Genomic DNA, 16,126 nt, shown 5'->3' on the forward strand with positions numbered 1-16,126 from the left:
GAGGCTACCGCTACCCCATAGGGGCAACTGGCTGCGCGCGTGTAGCGCAACCTGTCGTTATAAAAATAGCCGAATAGAAGCTGTGCATATTCTGCTGTCTGCCGCGCACTTCCAAGCGGGCAGACCTGCAGGATGGGATATGCGTCAGAAATTTTCCGGGGTTTTCGCCTTTTCCTTCGCCGCATCGCGGGAAACCAGACCTTTGGCGACCAGGCCCTTGAGGCACGAGTCGAGGGTCTGCATGCCCAGCGAGCCGCCGGTCTGGATCGCCGAATACATCTGCGCCACTTTGTCTTCACGGATCAGGTTCCGGATGGCCGGGGTGCCGATCATGATTTCGTGGGCCGCCACCCGCCCGCCGCCGATCTTCTTCAGCAGGGTCTGGGAGATAACCGACTGCAAGGATTCGGAAAGCATGGAACGCACCATGGACTTCTCTTCGGCGGGGAACACGTCGACCACCCGGTCGATGGTTTTCGCTGCGGAGGTGGTGTGCAGGGTGCCGAATACCAGGTGACCGGTTTCCGCGGCAGTAAGTGCCAGGCGGATGGTTTCCAGGTCGCGCATCTCACCCACCAGGATGATGTCCGGGTCTTCCCGCAGGGCCGAGCGCAATGCTTCGCTGAAGCCGAGGGTGTCGCGGTGCACCTCACGCTGGTTGATCAGGCACTTTTTCGATTCGTGAACGAACTCGATCGGGTCTTCAACGGTGAGGATGTGGTGGTATTTGTTGCTATTGATGTAGTCGAGCATGGCCGCCAGGGTGGTCGACTTGCCCGAACCGGTGGGCCCGGTGACCAGTACCAGACCACGCGGCACATCGGAAATCTTCTTGAAGATCTCGCCCATGCCCAGGTCTTCCATGGACAGAACCTTGGATGGAATGGTCCGGAATACCGCACCGGCACCACGGTTCTGGTTGAAGGCGTTGACCCGGAAACGTGCGACGCCAGGGACTTCGAAGGAGAAGTCGGTCTCCAGGAACTCTTCGTAATCCTTGCGCTGCTTGTCGTTCATGATGTCGTAGATCAGCGCATGCACTTGCTTGTGGTCCAGTGCCGGCAGGTTGATCCGGCGGACATCGCCGTCGACCCGGATCATCGGCGGCAAACCCGCCGAGAGGTGCAGGTCCGAAGCGCCCTGTTTCGCGCTGAAGGCGAGCAGCTCAGTGATATCCATGGAACTCCTTAAAGACGAGCATCTAATGGCAAGCAAGCAGGTAGAATGCCGCTGAACCAAGGCGGCTGGTGTAGGTAATGTCCACGATAGCAGAGAATATTGCAAAGCTCGGTGAGCGTATCCGTGAGGCGGCGCAAGCCTCGCAGCGAGATTTCACTCAAGTCGGCCTGCTGGCCGTAAGCAAAACCAAACCCGCCGACGCCATTCGCCAAGCCCATGCTGCCGGTCTGCGCGATTTCGGCGAAAACTACCTGCAAGAAGCCCTGGGCAAACAGGCCGAACTCACCGACCTGCCCTTGATTTGGCATTTCATCGGCCCCATCCAATCGAACAAGACCAAAGCCATAGCCGAGCATTTCGACTGGGTACATTCGGTGGACCGCCTGAAAATCGCCCAACGCCTGTCTGAACAACGCCCCGCGCACTTGCCGCCGCTGAATATCTGCCTGCAGGTGAATGTCAGTGGCGAGGCGAGCAAATCCGGCTGTACGCCTGCCGACCTGCCCGCCCTGGCGGCAGCCGTTGCCCAGTTGCCGCGCCTGCGATTGCGCGGCTTGATGGCGATCCCGGAGCCGACCGAGGATGTCGGTGCCCAACACCAGGCGTTCGCCACGGTACGTGAATTGCAAAGCAGCCTCGCCCTGCCCGGCCTCGACACCTTGTCGATGGGCATGAGCCATGACCTGGAAGCGGCGATTGCCGAAGGTGCCACCTGGGTGCGCATCGGCACGGCCCTGTTTGGTGCCCGCGACTACGGTCACAGTGCAAGCGGCCAACCCGGCCAATGAACAATCGCCACCCCTGCCTTATTAAAGGAAGCGTTTTATGAGCAACCCCCGTATTGCATTTATTGGCGCCGGCAACATGGCCGCCAGTCTGATCGGCGGCCTGCGTGCCCAGGGCATGGATAGCGCTTTGATCAGCGCCAGCGATCCCGGTGCCGAGCAGCGCGGCAAGATTGCGGCCGAGCATGGCATCAGCGTGTTCGCCAACAATAGCGACGCGGTGAAAGGTGCCGATGTGGTGGTGCTGGCGGTCAAGCCACAGGCAATGAAAACCGTATGCCTGGCGCTGGCACCAGCACTGCACAGCAACCAGTTGATTGTGTCGATTGCCGCCGGCATCACCTGCGCCAGCCTGCAGACCTGGCTGAGCACCGCCGAGGCCCCGACCCGCCCTATCGTGCGCTGCATGCCCAATACCCCGGCGTTGCTGCGCCAGGGTGTCAGCGGCCTGTTCGCCAATGCCAGCGTATCGGCCGCGCAGCGCCAGCAAGCTGAGCAATTGCTGTCGGCGGTAGGCTTGGCCCTGTGGCTGGATGAAGAACAGCTGATCGACGCCGTCACCGCGGTTTCCGGCAGTGGCCCGGCGTATTTTTTCCTGCTGATCGAGGCGATGACCGCCGCCGGCGAAAAACTCGGCCTGCCGGCTGCCACCGCCGCGCAACTGACGCTGCACACCGCCCTGGGTGCCGCACGCATGGCGGTGGCCAGCGATGTGGATGCCGCCGAGCTGCGCCGCCGTGTGACGTCGCCGGCCGGCACCACCGAAGCGGCGATCAAGACGTTCCAGGCCGGCGGCTTCGAGGCCCTGGTCGAGCAAGCACTCAACGCCGCAGCGCATCGCTCGGCGGAACTGGCCGAGCAATTGGGCCAATAAGGAGCTGATGATGATTGGATTGAACACCGCTGCCGTCTACATCCTGCAAACCCTTGGCAGCCTGTATCTGTTGATCGTGCTGTTGCGTTTTATCCTGCAACTGGTGCGGGCCAACTTCTATAACCCGCTGTGCCAGTTCATCGTGCGCGCCACCCAGCCGCTGCTGAAGCCGCTGCGCAAGATCATCCCGGGCTTCGGCGGGCTGGATATCGCCTCCCTGGTGCTGGCCATCCTGCTGCAGTTCATTCTGATCGCCCTGACCATCCTGCTCACCTACGGCATGTTCGCCAACCCGGTGCAGATGCTGATCTGGTCGATGATTGGCATCACCGCGCTGTTCCTCAAGGTGTTCTTTTTCGCCCTGATCATCAGCGTGATCCTCTCCTGGGTCGCCCAGGGCAGCCACAATCCGGGCGTGGAGCTGGTGAACCAGATCTGCGAGCCGGTGCTGGCACCGATCCGGCGCATTCTGCCGAGCATGGGCGGCCTGGATCTATCGCCAATCTTCGCCTTTCTGGCATTGAAGCTGTTGGACATGCTGGTAATCCAGAACCTGATGGTGATGACCGGCATGCCGGACATCCTCCGTATGCTCCTGTAACTACCCGGGCTGAGTTGAGCCGAAGGCGCAGCCCAACGGACCCTGCCAAGTCCGTTGGGCTGCGCTGCACTCACCGAACGCGAACCATCCCAACCTACAGCGCCCCGCCTCCACGCTTTCAAAGACCGCTCGGTCACGCTCCCCGACCTTAAGGCGGGCGCTTTAGATAGGCTGATTGACGCGTAGGACGCTTCCCGCATAATGCCCTCCAATGGCAAGCCGCCAGCTCTAGCGTGCACCCGTCACAGAGTGCCGCTGCGCCGCTTGCAGCGGCTGATGGCCAAGCCGATGATCTTTCAAAATCAGTCGCAGGATGCGTTGCCGACAGGAGTGCAGGAATGAGCATGGAACGTCTCAGCCAACAGGTAAGTGCATACGTAGCCTGGAAACGCGAGTTGATGCGCGAGATCACGCGCTATCGCAGCTGGCTGGCCAACAACCGTCTGACCACTGAAGCCGTCGAAGCCAAGCTCGACCGCGCGCTGCGCACCCTGCGCACCGATCACATCACCCTGGCCTTTGTCGGCGAGTTCTCCCGCGGCAAGACCGAGCTGATCAACAGCCTGTTCTTCTCTGAGTACGGCCAGCGCATGCTGCCGTCCCACGCCGGGCGCACCACCATGTGCCCCACCGAACTGTTCTTCGACCCCCGCTCCGAGCGCTCGTATATCCGCTTGCTGCCCATCGAAACGCGCATGGCCGATGCCAGCGTGGCGCAGTTCAAACGTATTCCGCGGCACTGGGTGAATATCCCCCTGGATGTCAGCGATCCCGACAATATGGTGCAGGCCTTCACTCAGGTGGCGAAGACCAAACCAATGGCGGTGGAACAGGCCATTCAACTGGGCTTTCACCCGGACATGCTGGAAAGCGCCGGCAAGCCCGGCCAGGTGCTGGTGCCGGCCTGGCGTCACGCCATTGTCAATTTCGACCACCCGCTGCTGCGCCAGGGCCTGCGGATTCTCGACACTCCGGGCTTGAATGCCCTGGGTAGCGAGCCGGAGCTGACCCTGTCGATGCTGCCCAGCGCCCAGGCGATCATCTTCCTGCTGTCCGCCGACACCGGCGTCACGGCCAGCGATATGGCGGTGTGGCAAACCCATATCCGTCAGCTCGACGAAGAAACCCAGACCAGCCTGTTCGCCGTGCTGAACAAGATCGACGTGCTGTGGGACGACCTCGCCGGCGATGCCTTTGTGCAGAACGCCATCAGCCAGATCCAGACCGCCACCGCCAAGCAACTGGGCATCGGCGTCGAAGATGTGCTGCCGCTGTCGGCCAAACAGGCGCTGCTGGCCAAGGTGCGCAAGGACCTGCCGCTGCTCGAGCGCAGCCAGTTGGGTCATCTGGAAACCCTGCTCTGCGAACGCATCGTGGCGCAGAAAGAACGCCTGCTCGAAGACCGCGTGGTCAACCAGGTACTGGCCCTTCTGCAAAACAGCCAGCACGTACTCAACCTGCGCCTGGAGAAGGTGCGCGAACAGCAGACCCTGCTGACCCACCATCAACAGGACAACGGCCAGTTGCTGTTCGAGCTGACCGCCAAAACCAAAGACGATCACAGCCAGCACCACCGCCGCCTGCTGGGGCTGAAAACCAATCAGCGCCTGCTCAAGCGTCAGGGCGATCTGCTGCGTGTCGCGGCACGCCCGGAGCGTCTGGAAGAACACCTGAACAAGGTGCGCGCCAACCTCACCGGCAGCTGGACCACCTTGGGCATCAACCAGGCGATCCTGCATTTCTTCCGCTCGGTGGAGCACGACCTGACCAACCTCGGCCAGGAAGTGGAAATGGCCAACAAAATGGTTTCGGCCATCTATCGCCGCCACAACGAAGAGAACCCACTGCACGGCGTCGACGCTCCGCAGTTCAATATCAAGCGCTACCAGCGTGAGCTGAAGGCCCAGCAAGGCAAGGCTGACCAGTTCCGCCTGCACCTGAAAACCCTGCTCACCGAGCAGCGCACCCTGACCAAACGCTTCTTCGCCACCCTGGTGCAGGAAGTGATCGGCCTGCACCAGCGCCTGCGCCGCGAAGTCGAGCAATGGGCCGCCGACGCCCTGATGCCGCTGATGCAGCACACCCTGGAACACAAGCAGCTGCTGGAAACCCATATGCTGCGGCTCAAGTCGCTGGCGCAGAACACCCAGCAGGCGCGCCTGCGCAGCCAGCAGATGCTGCGTTATATGACGGATCTGGAACTGCAACTGAGCCAGGCCAACGAAATGCTGCGCACCCTGCGACGGCCGGCACCGATCTCGCGGCAAGGCAAAGTGGTGACCTTGCCGTCGTCTGCTCGGCAGGTGCAGGCCAGCGAGTAACAACGCCCCTGGAATCGCCCTGAAAAGCATCGCGGCTAAAGCCGCTCCTACATGAAAATGCGCGGCACTGTAGGAGCGGCTTCAGCCGCGATGCCTGGAAAAGGCAAGGCTACGAACCCGCATTCAACCCTGTCTCCCCCACGCTTGCCGCAGGGGGCGGTGCTCTTTAGACTGGCGCCTCCTTTTTGCAAGAGCAGGGTCGATGCCCACCGCCTTTCCCGAAGACTCCGTTGGTCTGGTCACGCCGCAGGTCGAGCACTTTGCCGAGCCGTTGGCGCTGGCCTGTGGCCGCAGCCTGGGCGACTACCAATTGGTGTACGAGACCTACGGCGAACTGAACGCAGCGCGCAGCAATGCGGTGCTGATCTGCCACGCGCTGTCGGGGCATCACCATGCCGCCGGCTTCCACAGCCCTGACGAGCGCAAGCCGGGCTGGTGGGACAGCTGCATCGGCCCGGGCAAGGCCATCGATACCACGCGTTTCTTTGTCGTCAGCCTCAATAACCTCGGCGGCTGCAACGGCTCCACCGGCCCCTCCAGCATCAACGCGGCCACTGGCAAACCCTATGGTGCCGACTTCCCGGTACTAACCGTGGAAGACTGGGTCAACAGCCAGGCGCTGTTGGCTGATCGCCTCGGCATCGCACAATGGGCAGCGGTGGTCGGCGGCAGCCTGGGTGGCATGCAGGCCATGCAATGGGCCATCAGCTACCCCGAGCGCATTCGTCACTGCCTGGCCATTGCCTCGGCCCCCAAGCTGTCGGCGCAGAACATCGCCTTCAACGAAGTGGCGCGCCAGGCCATTTTGTCCGACCCCGAATTCCACGGCGGGCACTTCCAGGAACACAGCGTGATCCCCAAGCGCGGCCTGATGCTGGCACGCATGGTCGGCCATATCACCTACCTGTCCGACGACGCCATGGGCGAGAAATTCGGCCGTGGGTTGAAGAGCGAAAAACTCAACTACGACTTCCACAGCGTCGAGTTCCAGGTAGAAAGCTACCTGCGCTACCAGGGTGAAGAATTCTCCGGGCGCTTTGACGCCAACACCTACCTGCTGATGACCAAGGCCCTCGACTACTTCGACCCGGCGGCCGTCCACGATGGCGACCTGGCGAAAACCCTGGCCGGGGTCAAAGCGGATTTCTGCGTGATTTCCTTCACCACCGACTGGCGCTTCTCGCCGGCCCGTTCGCGGGAAATCGTCGACGCCCTGATGGCCGCGCGGAAAAACGTCTGCTACCTGGAAGTGGATGCGCCCCAGGGCCATGACGCCTTCCTGATGCCGATCCCGCGCTATCTGCAAGCATTCAGCGGTTATATGAACCGCATCAGCCTCTGAGGATTGCCGTGAGAGCCGATCTGGAAATCATCCAAGACTGGATACCCGCTGGCAGCCGCGTGCTGGACCTGGGTTGCGGCAATGGCGAACTCCTCGCCTGGCTGCGCGATAACAAACAGGTGACCGGCTACGGCCTGGAAATCGACCCGGACAATATCGCCGCGTGCGTGACCAAGGGCGTCAACGTCATCGAACAGAACCTCGACCTGGGCCTGGGCAATTTCGCCAGCAACAGCTTCGACGTGGTGGTGATGACCCAGGCGCTGCAAGCGGTGCAGTACCCGGACAAGATTCTGGAAGAAATGCTCCGCGTCGGCCGCCAATGCATCATCACCTTCCCCAACTTCGGCCACTGGCGCTGCCGCTACTACCTGGCGCGCAACGGACGCATGCCGGTATCGGACTTCATGCCGTACACCTGGTACAACACGCCGAACATCCACTTCTGCACCTTCAAAGACTTCGAAGCCCTGTGCCTGGAGCGCAGCGTGCAAGTACTCGACCGCCTGGCGGTCGACCATTTGCACCGCCACAGTTGGGCCAGCCGGATGTGGCCTAATCTGTTAGGTGAGATCGGCATTTATCGCGTCAGCGGCCCCGGTGTGCTGGAACATCGCTTCGCCGTTTGACCCGCCACCGTTTCAGGAGAGCAAACATGCGTCGCCTCGCCCTAATGATCCTCACCCTGTGCCTGGCTCTGCCCGTTATGGCCGAGCGCAAGGCCAGCTTTGGTGAGCTGGATGTGCACTACAACGCCTTCAACTCCGGCTTTCTGCAACCCGATGTGGCTGCCGCCGCCGGCCTGACCCGCAGCAAAACCCTGGGCGTGCTCAACGTCGCCGTGCTCAAGGCCGGCAAAGCCAGCCCCGCCAGCGTTACCGGTACCGTCACCGACCTGCTCGGCAAGGCTCGCCAGCTGGAGTTCAAGCAAGTCACCGAAAGCGGTGCCATCTACTACCTGGCGCAGTTCCCCTTCGAGCAACGCGAAGTGCTGCGTTTCGCCCTCAAAGTGCAGGTCGGCGAAGGCGCGGCCAACAGCATCGACTTCAATCAAGAATTCTTCCCGGACGATAAATGACCAGCGCCGTAATCGACCTTAGCCAACTGGTACTGGCCAGCCATAATGCCGGCAAGTTGAAAGAGCTGCAGGCCATGCTCGGCGATGCCGTGCAGGTGCGTTCGGTGGGTGAGTTCAGCCAGGTCGAACCGGAAGAAACCGGTTTGTCCTTTATCGAAAACGCCATTCTCAAGGCCCGCAACGCCGCGCGGGTGTCCGGCTTGCCGGCGCTGGCCGATGACTCGGGCCTGGCGGTGGACGCTCTGGGCGGTGCCCCCGGCATCTACTCCGCGCGTTATGCCGATGGCCAGGGCGATGCCGCCAACAACGCCAAGCTGCTGATCGCTCTGCAGGGCTTGCCGGCTGAACAGCGCGGCGCGCAGTTCGTTTGCTGCCTGGCGCTGGTGCGGCATGCCGACGACCCGCTGCCAATCATCTGCGAGGGCCTGTGGCATGGGCGCATCCTTGAGCAGGCCGAGGGCGAGCATGGCTTTGGTTATGACCCGCTGTTCTGGGTGCCGGAGCGCAATTGCTCCAGCGCCGTACTCAGCCCTGCCGAGAAAAACCAGCTTAGCCACCGCGCCCGCGCCATGGCTCTGTTGCGCGAGCGCCTGGGCCTGCAATGAAAACCTCCGACAGCGGGCTGATTTTTCCGCCCGCCGCAGCCCACAGCCTGCTGCAACTGCCCCCGCTGGCGCTGTATATCCATATTCCCTGGTGCGTGCGCAAATGCCCGTACTGCGACTTCAACTCCCATACCGCCAGCCCGGTATTGCCGGAAGCCGAGTACGTCGACGCGCTGCTGGCCGACCTGGAGCGCGACCTGCCCCTGGCCCACGGCCGTGAGTTGACCTCGATTTTCTTCGGCGGTGGCACCCCCAGCCTGTTCAGCGCCGAGGCGCTGGGCCGCTTGCTGGAAGGTGTGCAACAGCGCATCAGTTTTGCCCGCGATATCGAAATCACCCTGGAAGCCAACCCCGGTACATTCGAGCAAAACAAGTTTCGCGCCTATCGGCAGCTGGGCATCAATCGCCTGTCCATCGGCGTGCAAAGCTTTCAGCAGGCCAAGCTTGAAGCGCTGGGGCGTATCCACAACGGCGACGAGGCCATGCGCGCTGCCGATATGGCGCGCAATGCCGGCTTCGATAACTTCAATCTGGACCTGATGCATGGCCTGCCGGATCAGTCGCTGGACGATGCCCTGGCTGATTTGCGTCAGGCCATCGCCCTGGCACCGACCCATCTGTCCTGGTACCAGCTGACCCTGGAACCCAACACGGTGTTCTGGAACCAACCGCCAGTGCTGCCCGAAGACGACACCCTGTGGGATATCCAGGAAGCCGGGCAGGCGCTGCTTGCCGAGCATGGGTATGCGCAGTACGAAGTCTCGGCCTATGCCAGAGAGGGCAGGCGCGCGCGGCATAACCTCAATTACTGGAGCTTTGGCGACTTCCTTGGCATCGGTGCCGGCGCCCACGCCAAGCTCAGCAGCCCGGACGGGCAGATTCTGCGCAGCTGGAAAACCCGTCTGCCCAAGGATTACCTGGACTCGAAAAAGAGCTTCCAGGCCGGGGCCAAGGCCTTGACCGTCGACGAGCTGCCCTTCGAGTTTCTGATGAACGCCCTGCGCCTTACCGATGGCGTACCGGCCGAGCTATTCAGTCAACGCACCGGCCTGTCGCTGGCAGACTTCGCCAAAGCCCGTGAGCAGGCGCAACAACGCGGCTTGCTGGTGGCCGATCCACAACGCCTGGTGGCAACGCCTGAAGGCCAGTTGTTTCTCAATGATCTGTTGCAGTACTTTTTGCCCTGACTTTGACGCCCACGGGGGCTAAGGACACCAGATGGACCTGCTTCTCGACCTGATCGCTAGCGTATCGCGCTGGACTCGCGGCCACCTCTACGATATTTCCCTGGCGATCATGGCCACCGTACTGGTGCTGTTCGGACCAGGCATCAATACCTGGATTCAGCAGCGCATCGGCGGCCTCAACTTTATATTCCGCACCCTGCTGTTCGTGCTGATCTGTGCCGTGGGCTACGGTCTGGCGATGATCTTCCTCACCCCCTGGCTGGCCAAGGGCCTGGGTTATTTCAATAACTACACCCTGGCTCCCGTACTGCTACTAGTCTTCTTCCTCATCGGCGTGATCGCCGACCGCAACTAGGCTACCGGCCCCCCTTCTGGTAGCCAGGCGGCTGCCAGACCAGGAGTCCGACCATGAAACCCATCAAGCACCTGTACCTGCACTTTCAGGATGGTCAGCGGCTAATCATGCGCTTCCCCCAGCAAAGCCAAGACCCGGTGGAAATTGCCCGCGGGTTGCGCATGCAGTTGGAATCACCGTTCCTCAGCATCGAAGTCGATGGCGACCTGCTACTGATCCCCCGCGAGAGCATCAAATACCTGCAAATCAGCCCGGCACCCTCGGCGCTACCGGAGCCGACATTGATTGGCGCGGAGCTGGTGGACTAGGTGCTGATGGATTAAACGTCACCCATAAAAAATCGCGGCTCAAGCCGCTCCTGCGAGATAGCACCATCTCGTAGAAGCGGCTTGAGCCGCGATGCTTGTTTGGTTTAAGCCGCTCGAGATCGAGCGAGCTAGGGCGAGGCAAGGCAAAAACCGGTTTTCAAGCACTGGGGGCTAGTGCCCATGAGCATTGAAAAGCGGTTTTTAACGCAGCATCGCCGACGCGCAGCCGATCGCTTAGTTACCTTCGCGACGCAGAGCCTGGGGGGTGAAATCACCTGGGCCGAGCTTGGCGTTAAAGTCGTACATGATCTCGTTGTTATCCATCCCGTCGGCGAAGTAACGCTTGCCGGCGAAGTCGTAGATGGTTTCCAGGGTGCTGCCGAACATCGGTACGTCGTAGTAGCTGATGGAGTGGCTTTCCTGCAGACCGACCAGATTGTCGTCCTTGTCATACAGGTCTACCGCCAGAATCTGCCAGCTGTCTTCGTCGAGGTAGAAACGGCGCTTGGCGTACGGGTGGCTGAAGCCTTTACGCAGCGAGGCCTCGACTATCCACACACGGTGCAGCTCGTAACGCAGCAACTCGGGGTTGACGCTTTTGGGCTGCAGAATGGTCTCGTAGGGGATGCCTTTCTGGTGCACGGCATAGCTGTTGTAGGGCACCAGCATTTCTTTCTTGCCCTGCAGCGTCCACTCGTAGCGATCTGGCGCACCGTTGTAGGAGTCGACCATATCGGCGGTGGCCATGCCGTTGGTATCTGGCTGTAGGGTGTCGAAGGCCAGCATCGGCAGGCGACGCACACGGCGCTCGCCACGGTTGAAGCGCCAGGCCTTACGGATCGCCTCGACCTGGTCGAGGGTCTCCTGAACCACCAGGGCAGAACCGGCCAGCTTGGCCGGAGCCACCACGCTGTACTTGTAGAAGAACAGGGTGTTCTCCAGCGCCGCCGGGGTCATGCCTTCACGGCCGTACTTGAAGTAGACGTCACGGTCCAGCTTGAGCAAGTTGTAGGCACCGTTGGAAAGCACCGCCGCCTGATTGGTGACGAAGTGAATCTGCTCCCCGCGATAACGCATCACGTGGTTCCAGATCGCTTCCTGGCCATTCTGCGGTTCAGGGAACGGAGTACCCGCCGCCGCGCCTTGCACGCCGTTACCACCGGAAATCAGCTCGGCGTTGGTGGCGTTGTAGCGGGTGGCATCGTAAATGCGCTGCGGGGCTGCGGCGCTACGGTGCGTAGGGAAAACGCGCAGGTGGTAGTCGGGGTTGGTTTCCAGCAGGGTTTTCAGGCCGACCGGCAGTTGCGCCTGGTACTGCGCCACGTTCTTGCTGTTGACCACGTACTGCACCGACTCGTTGGCATAGGGGTCGGGGTGGTGCATGCCGGGCTTGTAGCTGGCGATGGGCTGCGCCAGACCGCCGGTCCAATCCGGAATGGTGCCGGCGGCATTGCCTTTGCGCTCGCCGCCCAATGGCGTGAGGTCACCTTCCAGGCGGTTGGCCTGCACCGGATCGACCTTGGCTTGCGCGTTCAACGCGCAGACCGTGAGCAGCAGTACTCCAATACTTCTCAACACAGACTTTCTCCTTGGGGCGCCTTGATGACGCGCCACCTTTTTTATTAATCCAGCCAGTCTTGGGTGTTGCTGTGGTGAGGTTAGCCAGCTTTGGCTGGTCTGTTTTAACAGCAGTGCAACAACGTTATGGCAGCAAAGCAGCGGTGGCCTATAAACGCCACTGCCCGGGTACAACAGAATCAGTCCAACCGTTCGAATTTCAGGTCCCACACACCATGGCCGAGGCGTTCGCCACGCCGTTCGAACTTGGTGATCGGACGCTCTTCAGGACGCGGCACATAGGTGCCGTCGGCGGCCTGGTTGCGGTAGCCAGGGGCCGCTTGCAGCACTTCCAGCATGACTTCCGCATAGGGCTGCCAGTCGGTGGCCATATGCAGCACACCGCCGACTTTCAGTTTCTGCCGCACCAGTTCAGCGAACTCCGGTTGCACAATGCGGCGCTTGTGATGACGCGACTTGTGCCACGGGTCCGGGAAAAACAGCAGCAGGCGATCCAGGCTGGCATCCGCCACGCAGCGCTTCAGTACTTCAATGGCATCACAGTCGTAAACCCGCAGGTTTTTCAGCTCCTGGGTCAGCACGCCATTAAGCAACGCGCCGACGCCCGGGCGATGCACTTCAACGCCGATGAAGTCCTGCTCCGGGGCGGCAGCCGCCATCTCCAGCAGGGAGTGGCCCATGCCAAAACCGATTTCCAGGGTGCGCGGCGCGGAGCGTTCGAAGACTTTATCGAAGTCGACGAAATCATCCGTAAGCGGCAGCACAAATAGCGGCTTGCCAATGTCCAGGCCGCGCTGCTGGCCTTCGGTCATCCGCCCGGCGCGCATTACGAAACTCTTGATTGCGCGGTGCTTGCGCTCGCCTTGCTCGGCGGGCTGGTCCGGTACGGGAATATCTTGCGGTTCAGTCATGGCAGCTCTTACTTGATCAGACCATCCAGCGGCGAGGACGCGCTGGCGTAGAGTTTCTTAGGCATACGGCCCGCGAGGTAGGCCATACGGCCGGCGACGATAGCGTGCTTCATGGCTTCGGCCATCAGTACCGGATTCTGCGCATGGGCAATGGCGCTGTTCATCAGCACCGCTTCGCAGCCCAGCTCCATGGCGATGGTCGCGTCGGACGCGGTACCCACACCGGCGTCGACCAGCACCGGCACCTTGGCCTCTTCGAGGATGATGCGCAGGTTGTAGGGGTTGCAGATACCCAGCCCGGTGCCGATCAGACCGGCCAGCGGCATGACCGCGATGCAGCCCATCTCCGCCAGCTGACGGGCAATGATCGGGTCATCGCTGGTATACACCATCACGTCGAAACCATCCTTGACCAGCACTTCGGCGGCCTTGAGGGTTTCAATCACATTGGGGAACAGGGTTTTCTGGTCGGCCAGCACTTCCAGCTTCACCAGCTTGTGGCCATCCAGCAGCTCGCGGGCCAGACGGCAGGTGCGCACGGCCTCGGCGGCGTCGTAGCAGCCGGCGGTGTTGGGCAGAATGGTGTAACGGTCAGGCGGGATCACATCCAACAGGTTCGGCTCGTCCGGATTCTGGCCAATGTTGGTGCGGCGCACGGCCACGGTAACGATCTCGGCACCAGAGGCCTCAATGGCGCGGCGGGTTTCGTCCAGGTCCTGATACTTGCCGGTACCCACCAGCAGGCGCGACTGGTAAGTACGGCCAGCCAGGGTAAAGGGCTTGTCGGTACGCAATAGGCTCATCGGAAATCCTCTTCGGCTGTGGCGCTAATTCGGGAGCAGGAGTCGCGGACGGGGTCTAGCCGCCGCCGATGGCATGCACGACTTCCAACGCATCGCCTTCGTGCAGAACGGTTTCCCCGTGCTGGCTGCGCGGCACGATGTCCAGATTGAGCTCGACAGCGACACGCCGGCCGGTGAGGTCCAGACGGACCAACAGGTCGGCGACGGTCTGGCCGTCGGGGAGCTCGAAAGATTCACCGTTCAACTGAATGCGCATGACAGGCAATCACAATGTGAGGGGGCCGGCATTCTAGCCCCATCGCAAGCGTTGACCAAGGCAAAGGCGCGCCATTCGTCTCACAATTGACGCCGTGGTCAGGTTATCGACAACCGCATCAGCCGCGCCAGGCGGCCAGCCCCAGGCACAACCAGCCGGCGAGAAAAGCCAAGCCACCGAAGGGCGTGATGATCCCCAGCGTGCTGATGCCGGTGAGCGTGAGCAAATACAGGCTGCCGGAGAACAACAGAATGCCGAGGACAAACATCCAGCCTGCGGCGTTCAGCAGGCGTCCCGGCAGGTGCAATGACAACAGCGCCACAGCAAACAGGGCCAAGGCGTGAATCAACTGATAGTGAGTGCCTGTCTGGAACACCGCCAGGTACTCAGCGGACAGCCTGCTTTTCAGACCATGGGCGGCAAAAGCGCCCAGCGCCACACCACTAAAACCAAAGAACGCCGCCAACATTACGAATACGCGCAGCATTTACACCGCTCCGAAGCAGGTTGAGTAACCGAGACTGCCCGCAGGGTACAACAGGGTCGCGCCGAAATAGAGCGTCGGATCAGCGCAGCACGCTGTTTCTATTGCACATCGATGGTGACAGTAAACGGCACCGAGAACGCTCCGGCAGCCGGCCGATTGGCACCGGTCTGGTAGTACTTGAAGGTAATCGGGGTCGGTACGTCGCGGTTGTTACCTATGGCGGCCCCTCCATCCACCCAACTGGCATTGCTCATGTCATTGCCACAATTGCTCAAGCAATAGGGGCCCTGAGCAGAGAGAACCAGGGTAGCGCCGTCGAAGTACATGGTCACCGGATAACCCTTTTCATCCATGCGTACCGGTGTCCACTGCAGCGCCTGGGAGCTCGATCCCAAACGGACCGGCACGTCGTTGAGCAATATCTGCACCCCGATGTCGGTGCGACCCTGGGGCATCCCTACACCACTGACTCCTCCGTTAAAGGGAAAGGTAGCGGCAAAGGTAACTTTCGGTTGGCTGTTTACCGTGCCGGTACAGGCGAAAGTAAATGCTCGGTTTGTCGCACCACTGCTGACCGCCCCAGGCCCTCTGAAGCTGGCCGCGCTAACCGCCGGCAATGGAATGCTCTTCGGCCCCAGGGCCAGGTTGGCTTCGCCCAAGGCTTGCACATCGCAGGATGGTGCCGCACTGGAGCCGATCTGCGCGTATGGATCCGAGGGACTTAGGGTTGATAACATCACAAGGCGGTTATCCGCCAGGGAAAACAGACTGGCATCGCCCGCCGCGAAATATCGAAAGGTTCCCAATCCATTTGGAAACCAGATGGCAGAACTGTTGCCGAACGGGCCGGTTTTGATAAGGGTCAGGCGCATGGGAACCGGCAGCGACCCCGCGGTCCGCTCCGTAAGCTGGCCTCCAAATACCGCCCCAGGGGTGGTGCCCAAGAGTAAGCCCTGTGAATGGCTGCTTCTCTGTAAAAATTCCACCCGCATCGCCACTCCATCGGCCGAACTGGGCACCAGATAACCAGACTCCGAAGGCGTTGCGCCTGCCGGTGGCTGGTATACGACATCCACTTGCCGGCCTGCGAGCTCCATCAAGCTATTACACAGCTTCATATTCAGCGTGAAGCTGAATACTCCCATCGCACTGCCTGCTGGAAAACGAATGTCGTTAAACCATCTTCTGTTAGAGATCATCTTGAAACTGGCGAGATTCAGGCCGACATCCGTAGTATTCCGATCACTGGCTACCGACAACCCGCTACCAGCCCAATGACAGGCCGCTGATGCTGTTTGCGCCAGCAATACTCCACTTATTATCGAAAGAGACATTAAAACCCAACGAACAACAAAGACTGGAAAGATTTTGTCCTTAATCATTAGATCCCCTCATCCAGATTAATAGTCCACCCAGGCATCACTGCATATACCTACGCTCCTACCCAACGCGCAGC

18 protein-coding genes are annotated in these 16,126 nt (G+C 61.1%); 11 read left to right on the forward strand and 7 right to left on the reverse strand.

The window, feature by feature from the left end; translation table 11 throughout:
* Window positions 1-144: 144 nt before the first annotated feature.
* A complete protein-coding gene (locus tag ACVW0Y_RS15945; RefSeq protein ID WP_108094992.1) occupies window positions 145-1,179 on the reverse strand; it encodes a type IV pilus twitching motility protein PilT in 1,035 nt (344 codons plus the stop codon).
* Between the two features lie 77 nt (window positions 1,180-1,256).
* Here ACVW0Y_RS15945 and ACVW0Y_RS15950 point away from each other — a divergent pair, with 77 nt between their 5' ends.
* The 11 genes from ACVW0Y_RS15950 to ACVW0Y_RS16000 all read left to right on the forward strand — a co-directional run bounded on the left by ACVW0Y_RS15950 (window position 1,257) and on the right by ACVW0Y_RS16000 (window position 10,635).
* A complete protein-coding gene (locus ACVW0Y_RS15950; RefSeq protein ID WP_457439392.1) occupies window positions 1,257-1,967 on the forward strand; it encodes a YggS family pyridoxal phosphate-dependent enzyme in 711 nt (236 codons plus the stop codon).
* 37 nt (window positions 1,968-2,004) lie between these two features.
* Entirely contained in the window at window positions 2,005-2,838 is an 834-nt protein-coding gene (proC, locus tag ACVW0Y_RS15955) for a pyrroline-5-carboxylate reductase (protein WP_457439394.1), read from the forward strand.
* A 10-nt stretch (window positions 2,839-2,848) separates the two neighbouring features.
* Window positions 2,849-3,439, forward strand: coding sequence for a YggT family protein (locus ACVW0Y_RS15960; protein WP_457439396.1), 591 nt, complete (start codon window positions 2,849-2,851; stop codon window positions 3,437-3,439).
* Window positions 3,440-3,777: 338 nt separating this feature from the next.
* Window positions 3,778-5,760, forward strand: coding sequence for a dynamin family protein (locus ACVW0Y_RS15965; protein WP_457439398.1), 1,983 nt, complete (start codon window positions 3,778-3,780; stop codon window positions 5,758-5,760).
* 202 nt (window positions 5,761-5,962) lie between these two features.
* A complete protein-coding gene (gene metX, locus ACVW0Y_RS15970) occupies window positions 5,963-7,102 on the forward strand; it encodes a homoserine O-succinyltransferase MetX (protein WP_457439400.1) in 1,140 nt (379 codons plus the stop codon).
* An 8-nt stretch (window positions 7,103-7,110) separates the two neighbouring features.
* Window positions 7,111-7,731, forward strand: a complete 621-nt coding sequence (metW, locus tag ACVW0Y_RS15975) for a methionine biosynthesis protein MetW (protein WP_457439402.1) — start codon at window positions 7,111-7,113, stop codon at window positions 7,729-7,731.
* Window positions 7,732-7,757: 26 nt separating this feature from the next.
* Complete coding sequence (locus tag ACVW0Y_RS15980) at window positions 7,758-8,180, forward strand: DUF4426 domain-containing protein (protein ID WP_457439404.1); 423 nt, start codon at window positions 7,758-7,760, stop codon at window positions 8,178-8,180.
* Complete coding sequence (gene rdgB / locus ACVW0Y_RS15985; protein WP_457439406.1) at window positions 8,177-8,785, forward strand: RdgB/HAM1 family non-canonical purine NTP pyrophosphatase; 609 nt, start codon at window positions 8,177-8,179, stop codon at window positions 8,783-8,785. Before ACVW0Y_RS15980 ends, rdgB begins: the two co-directional genes overlap by 4 nt.
* The gene (hemW, locus tag ACVW0Y_RS15990) at window positions 8,782-9,972 is read left to right on the forward strand and encodes a radical SAM family heme chaperone HemW (RefSeq protein WP_457439408.1); all 1,191 of its coding nucleotides are present in this window, start codon (window positions 8,782-8,784) and stop codon (window positions 9,970-9,972) included. Before rdgB ends, hemW begins: the two co-directional genes overlap by 4 nt.
* Before the next feature lie 31 nt (window positions 9,973-10,003).
* A complete protein-coding gene (locus ACVW0Y_RS15995; RefSeq protein ID WP_457439410.1) occupies window positions 10,004-10,327 on the forward strand; it encodes a DUF3392 domain-containing protein in 324 nt (107 codons plus the stop codon).
* A gap of 53 nt (window positions 10,328-10,380) precedes the next feature.
* Window positions 10,381-10,635 carry a hypothetical protein gene (locus tag ACVW0Y_RS16000; RefSeq protein ID WP_457439412.1) on the forward strand — a complete coding sequence of 85 codons (255 nt, stop codon included), beginning with the start codon at window positions 10,381-10,383 and terminating at the stop codon, window positions 10,633-10,635.
* 234 nt (window positions 10,636-10,869) lie between these two features.
* Here the strand turns inward: ACVW0Y_RS16000 and ACVW0Y_RS16005 are convergent, their stop codons facing one another.
* The 6 genes from ACVW0Y_RS16005 to ACVW0Y_RS16030 form a co-directional block, all read right to left on the reverse strand.
* The gene (locus tag ACVW0Y_RS16005) at window positions 10,870-12,213 is read right to left on the reverse strand and encodes a DUF1329 domain-containing protein (RefSeq protein ID WP_457439414.1); all 1,344 of its coding nucleotides are present in this window, start codon (window positions 12,211-12,213) and stop codon (window positions 10,870-10,872) included.
* A 179-nt stretch (window positions 12,214-12,392) separates the two neighbouring features.
* Window positions 12,393-13,040 (reverse strand): tRNA (guanosine(46)-N7)-methyltransferase TrmB, encoded by a 648-nt coding sequence (gene trmB / locus ACVW0Y_RS16010; RefSeq protein WP_457439539.1) that lies wholly within the window; start codon window positions 13,038-13,040, stop codon window positions 12,393-12,395.
* Window positions 13,041-13,132: 92 nt separating this feature from the next.
* On the reverse strand, window positions 13,133-13,927 hold the full coding sequence (locus ACVW0Y_RS16015; protein WP_457439416.1) for a thiazole synthase: 795 nt from the start codon (window positions 13,925-13,927) through the stop codon (window positions 13,133-13,135).
* Between the two features lie 55 nt (window positions 13,928-13,982).
* Window positions 13,983-14,183 carry a sulfur carrier protein ThiS gene (gene thiS, locus ACVW0Y_RS16020; protein ID WP_457439418.1) on the reverse strand — a complete coding sequence of 67 codons (201 nt, stop codon included), beginning with the start codon at window positions 14,181-14,183 and terminating at the stop codon, window positions 13,983-13,985.
* A 118-nt stretch (window positions 14,184-14,301) separates the two neighbouring features.
* The gene (locus ACVW0Y_RS16025) at window positions 14,302-14,670 is read right to left on the reverse strand and encodes a DUF423 domain-containing protein (protein ID WP_457439420.1); all 369 of its coding nucleotides are present in this window, start codon (window positions 14,668-14,670) and stop codon (window positions 14,302-14,304) included.
* A gap of 98 nt (window positions 14,671-14,768) precedes the next feature.
* A complete protein-coding gene (locus tag ACVW0Y_RS16030) occupies window positions 14,769-16,052 on the reverse strand; it encodes a fimbrial protein (protein ID WP_457439422.1) in 1,284 nt (427 codons plus the stop codon).
* Window positions 16,053-16,126 lie beyond the last annotated feature (74 nt).

It is taken from the genome of Pseudomonas sp. TE3786 (assembly GCF_054057335.1).

Coding starts and splice junctions, on each gene's coding strand:
- ACVW0Y_RS15945 (WP_108094992.1), bottom strand. CDS start 1,179: ATGGATATCACTGAGCTGCTCGCCTTCAGCGCGAAACAGGGCGCTTCG.
- ACVW0Y_RS15950 (WP_457439392.1), top strand. CDS start 1,257: ATGTCCACGATAGCAGAGAATATTGCAAAGCTCGGTGAGCGTATCCGT.
- proC (WP_457439394.1), top strand. CDS start 2,005: ATGAGCAACCCCCGTATTGCATTTATTGGCGCCGGCAACATGGCCGCC.
- ACVW0Y_RS15960 (WP_457439396.1), top strand. CDS start 2,849: ATGATTGGATTGAACACCGCTGCCGTCTACATCCTGCAAACCCTTGGC.
- ACVW0Y_RS15965 (WP_457439398.1), top strand. CDS start 3,778: ATGAGCATGGAACGTCTCAGCCAACAGGTAAGTGCATACGTAGCCTGG.
- metX (WP_457439400.1), top strand. CDS start 5,963: ATGCCCACCGCCTTTCCCGAAGACTCCGTTGGTCTGGTCACGCCGCAG.
- ACVW0Y_RS15980 (WP_457439404.1), top strand. CDS start 7,758: ATGCGTCGCCTCGCCCTAATGATCCTCACCCTGTGCCTGGCTCTGCCC.
- rdgB (WP_457439406.1), top strand. CDS start 8,177: ATGACCAGCGCCGTAATCGACCTTAGCCAACTGGTACTGGCCAGCCAT.
- hemW (WP_457439408.1), top strand. CDS start 8,782: ATGAAAACCTCCGACAGCGGGCTGATTTTTCCGCCCGCCGCAGCCCAC.
- ACVW0Y_RS15995 (WP_457439410.1), top strand. CDS start 10,004: ATGGACCTGCTTCTCGACCTGATCGCTAGCGTATCGCGCTGGACTCGC.
- ACVW0Y_RS16000 (WP_457439412.1), top strand. CDS start 10,381: ATGAAACCCATCAAGCACCTGTACCTGCACTTTCAGGATGGTCAGCGG.
- trmB (WP_457439539.1), bottom strand. CDS start 13,040: ATGCGCGCCGGGCGGATGACCGAAGGCCAGCAGCGCGGCCTGGACATT.
- ACVW0Y_RS16015 (WP_457439416.1), bottom strand. CDS start 13,927: ATGAGCCTATTGCGTACCGACAAGCCCTTTACCCTGGCTGGCCGTACT.
- thiS (WP_457439418.1), bottom strand. CDS start 14,183: ATGCGCATTCAGTTGAACGGTGAATCTTTCGAGCTCCCCGACGGCCAG.
- ACVW0Y_RS16025 (WP_457439420.1), bottom strand. CDS start 14,670: ATGCTGCGCGTATTCGTAATGTTGGCGGCGTTCTTTGGTTTTAGTGGT.
- ACVW0Y_RS16030 (WP_457439422.1), bottom strand. CDS start 16,052: ATGATTAAGGACAAAATCTTTCCAGTCTTTGTTGTTCGTTGGGTTTTA.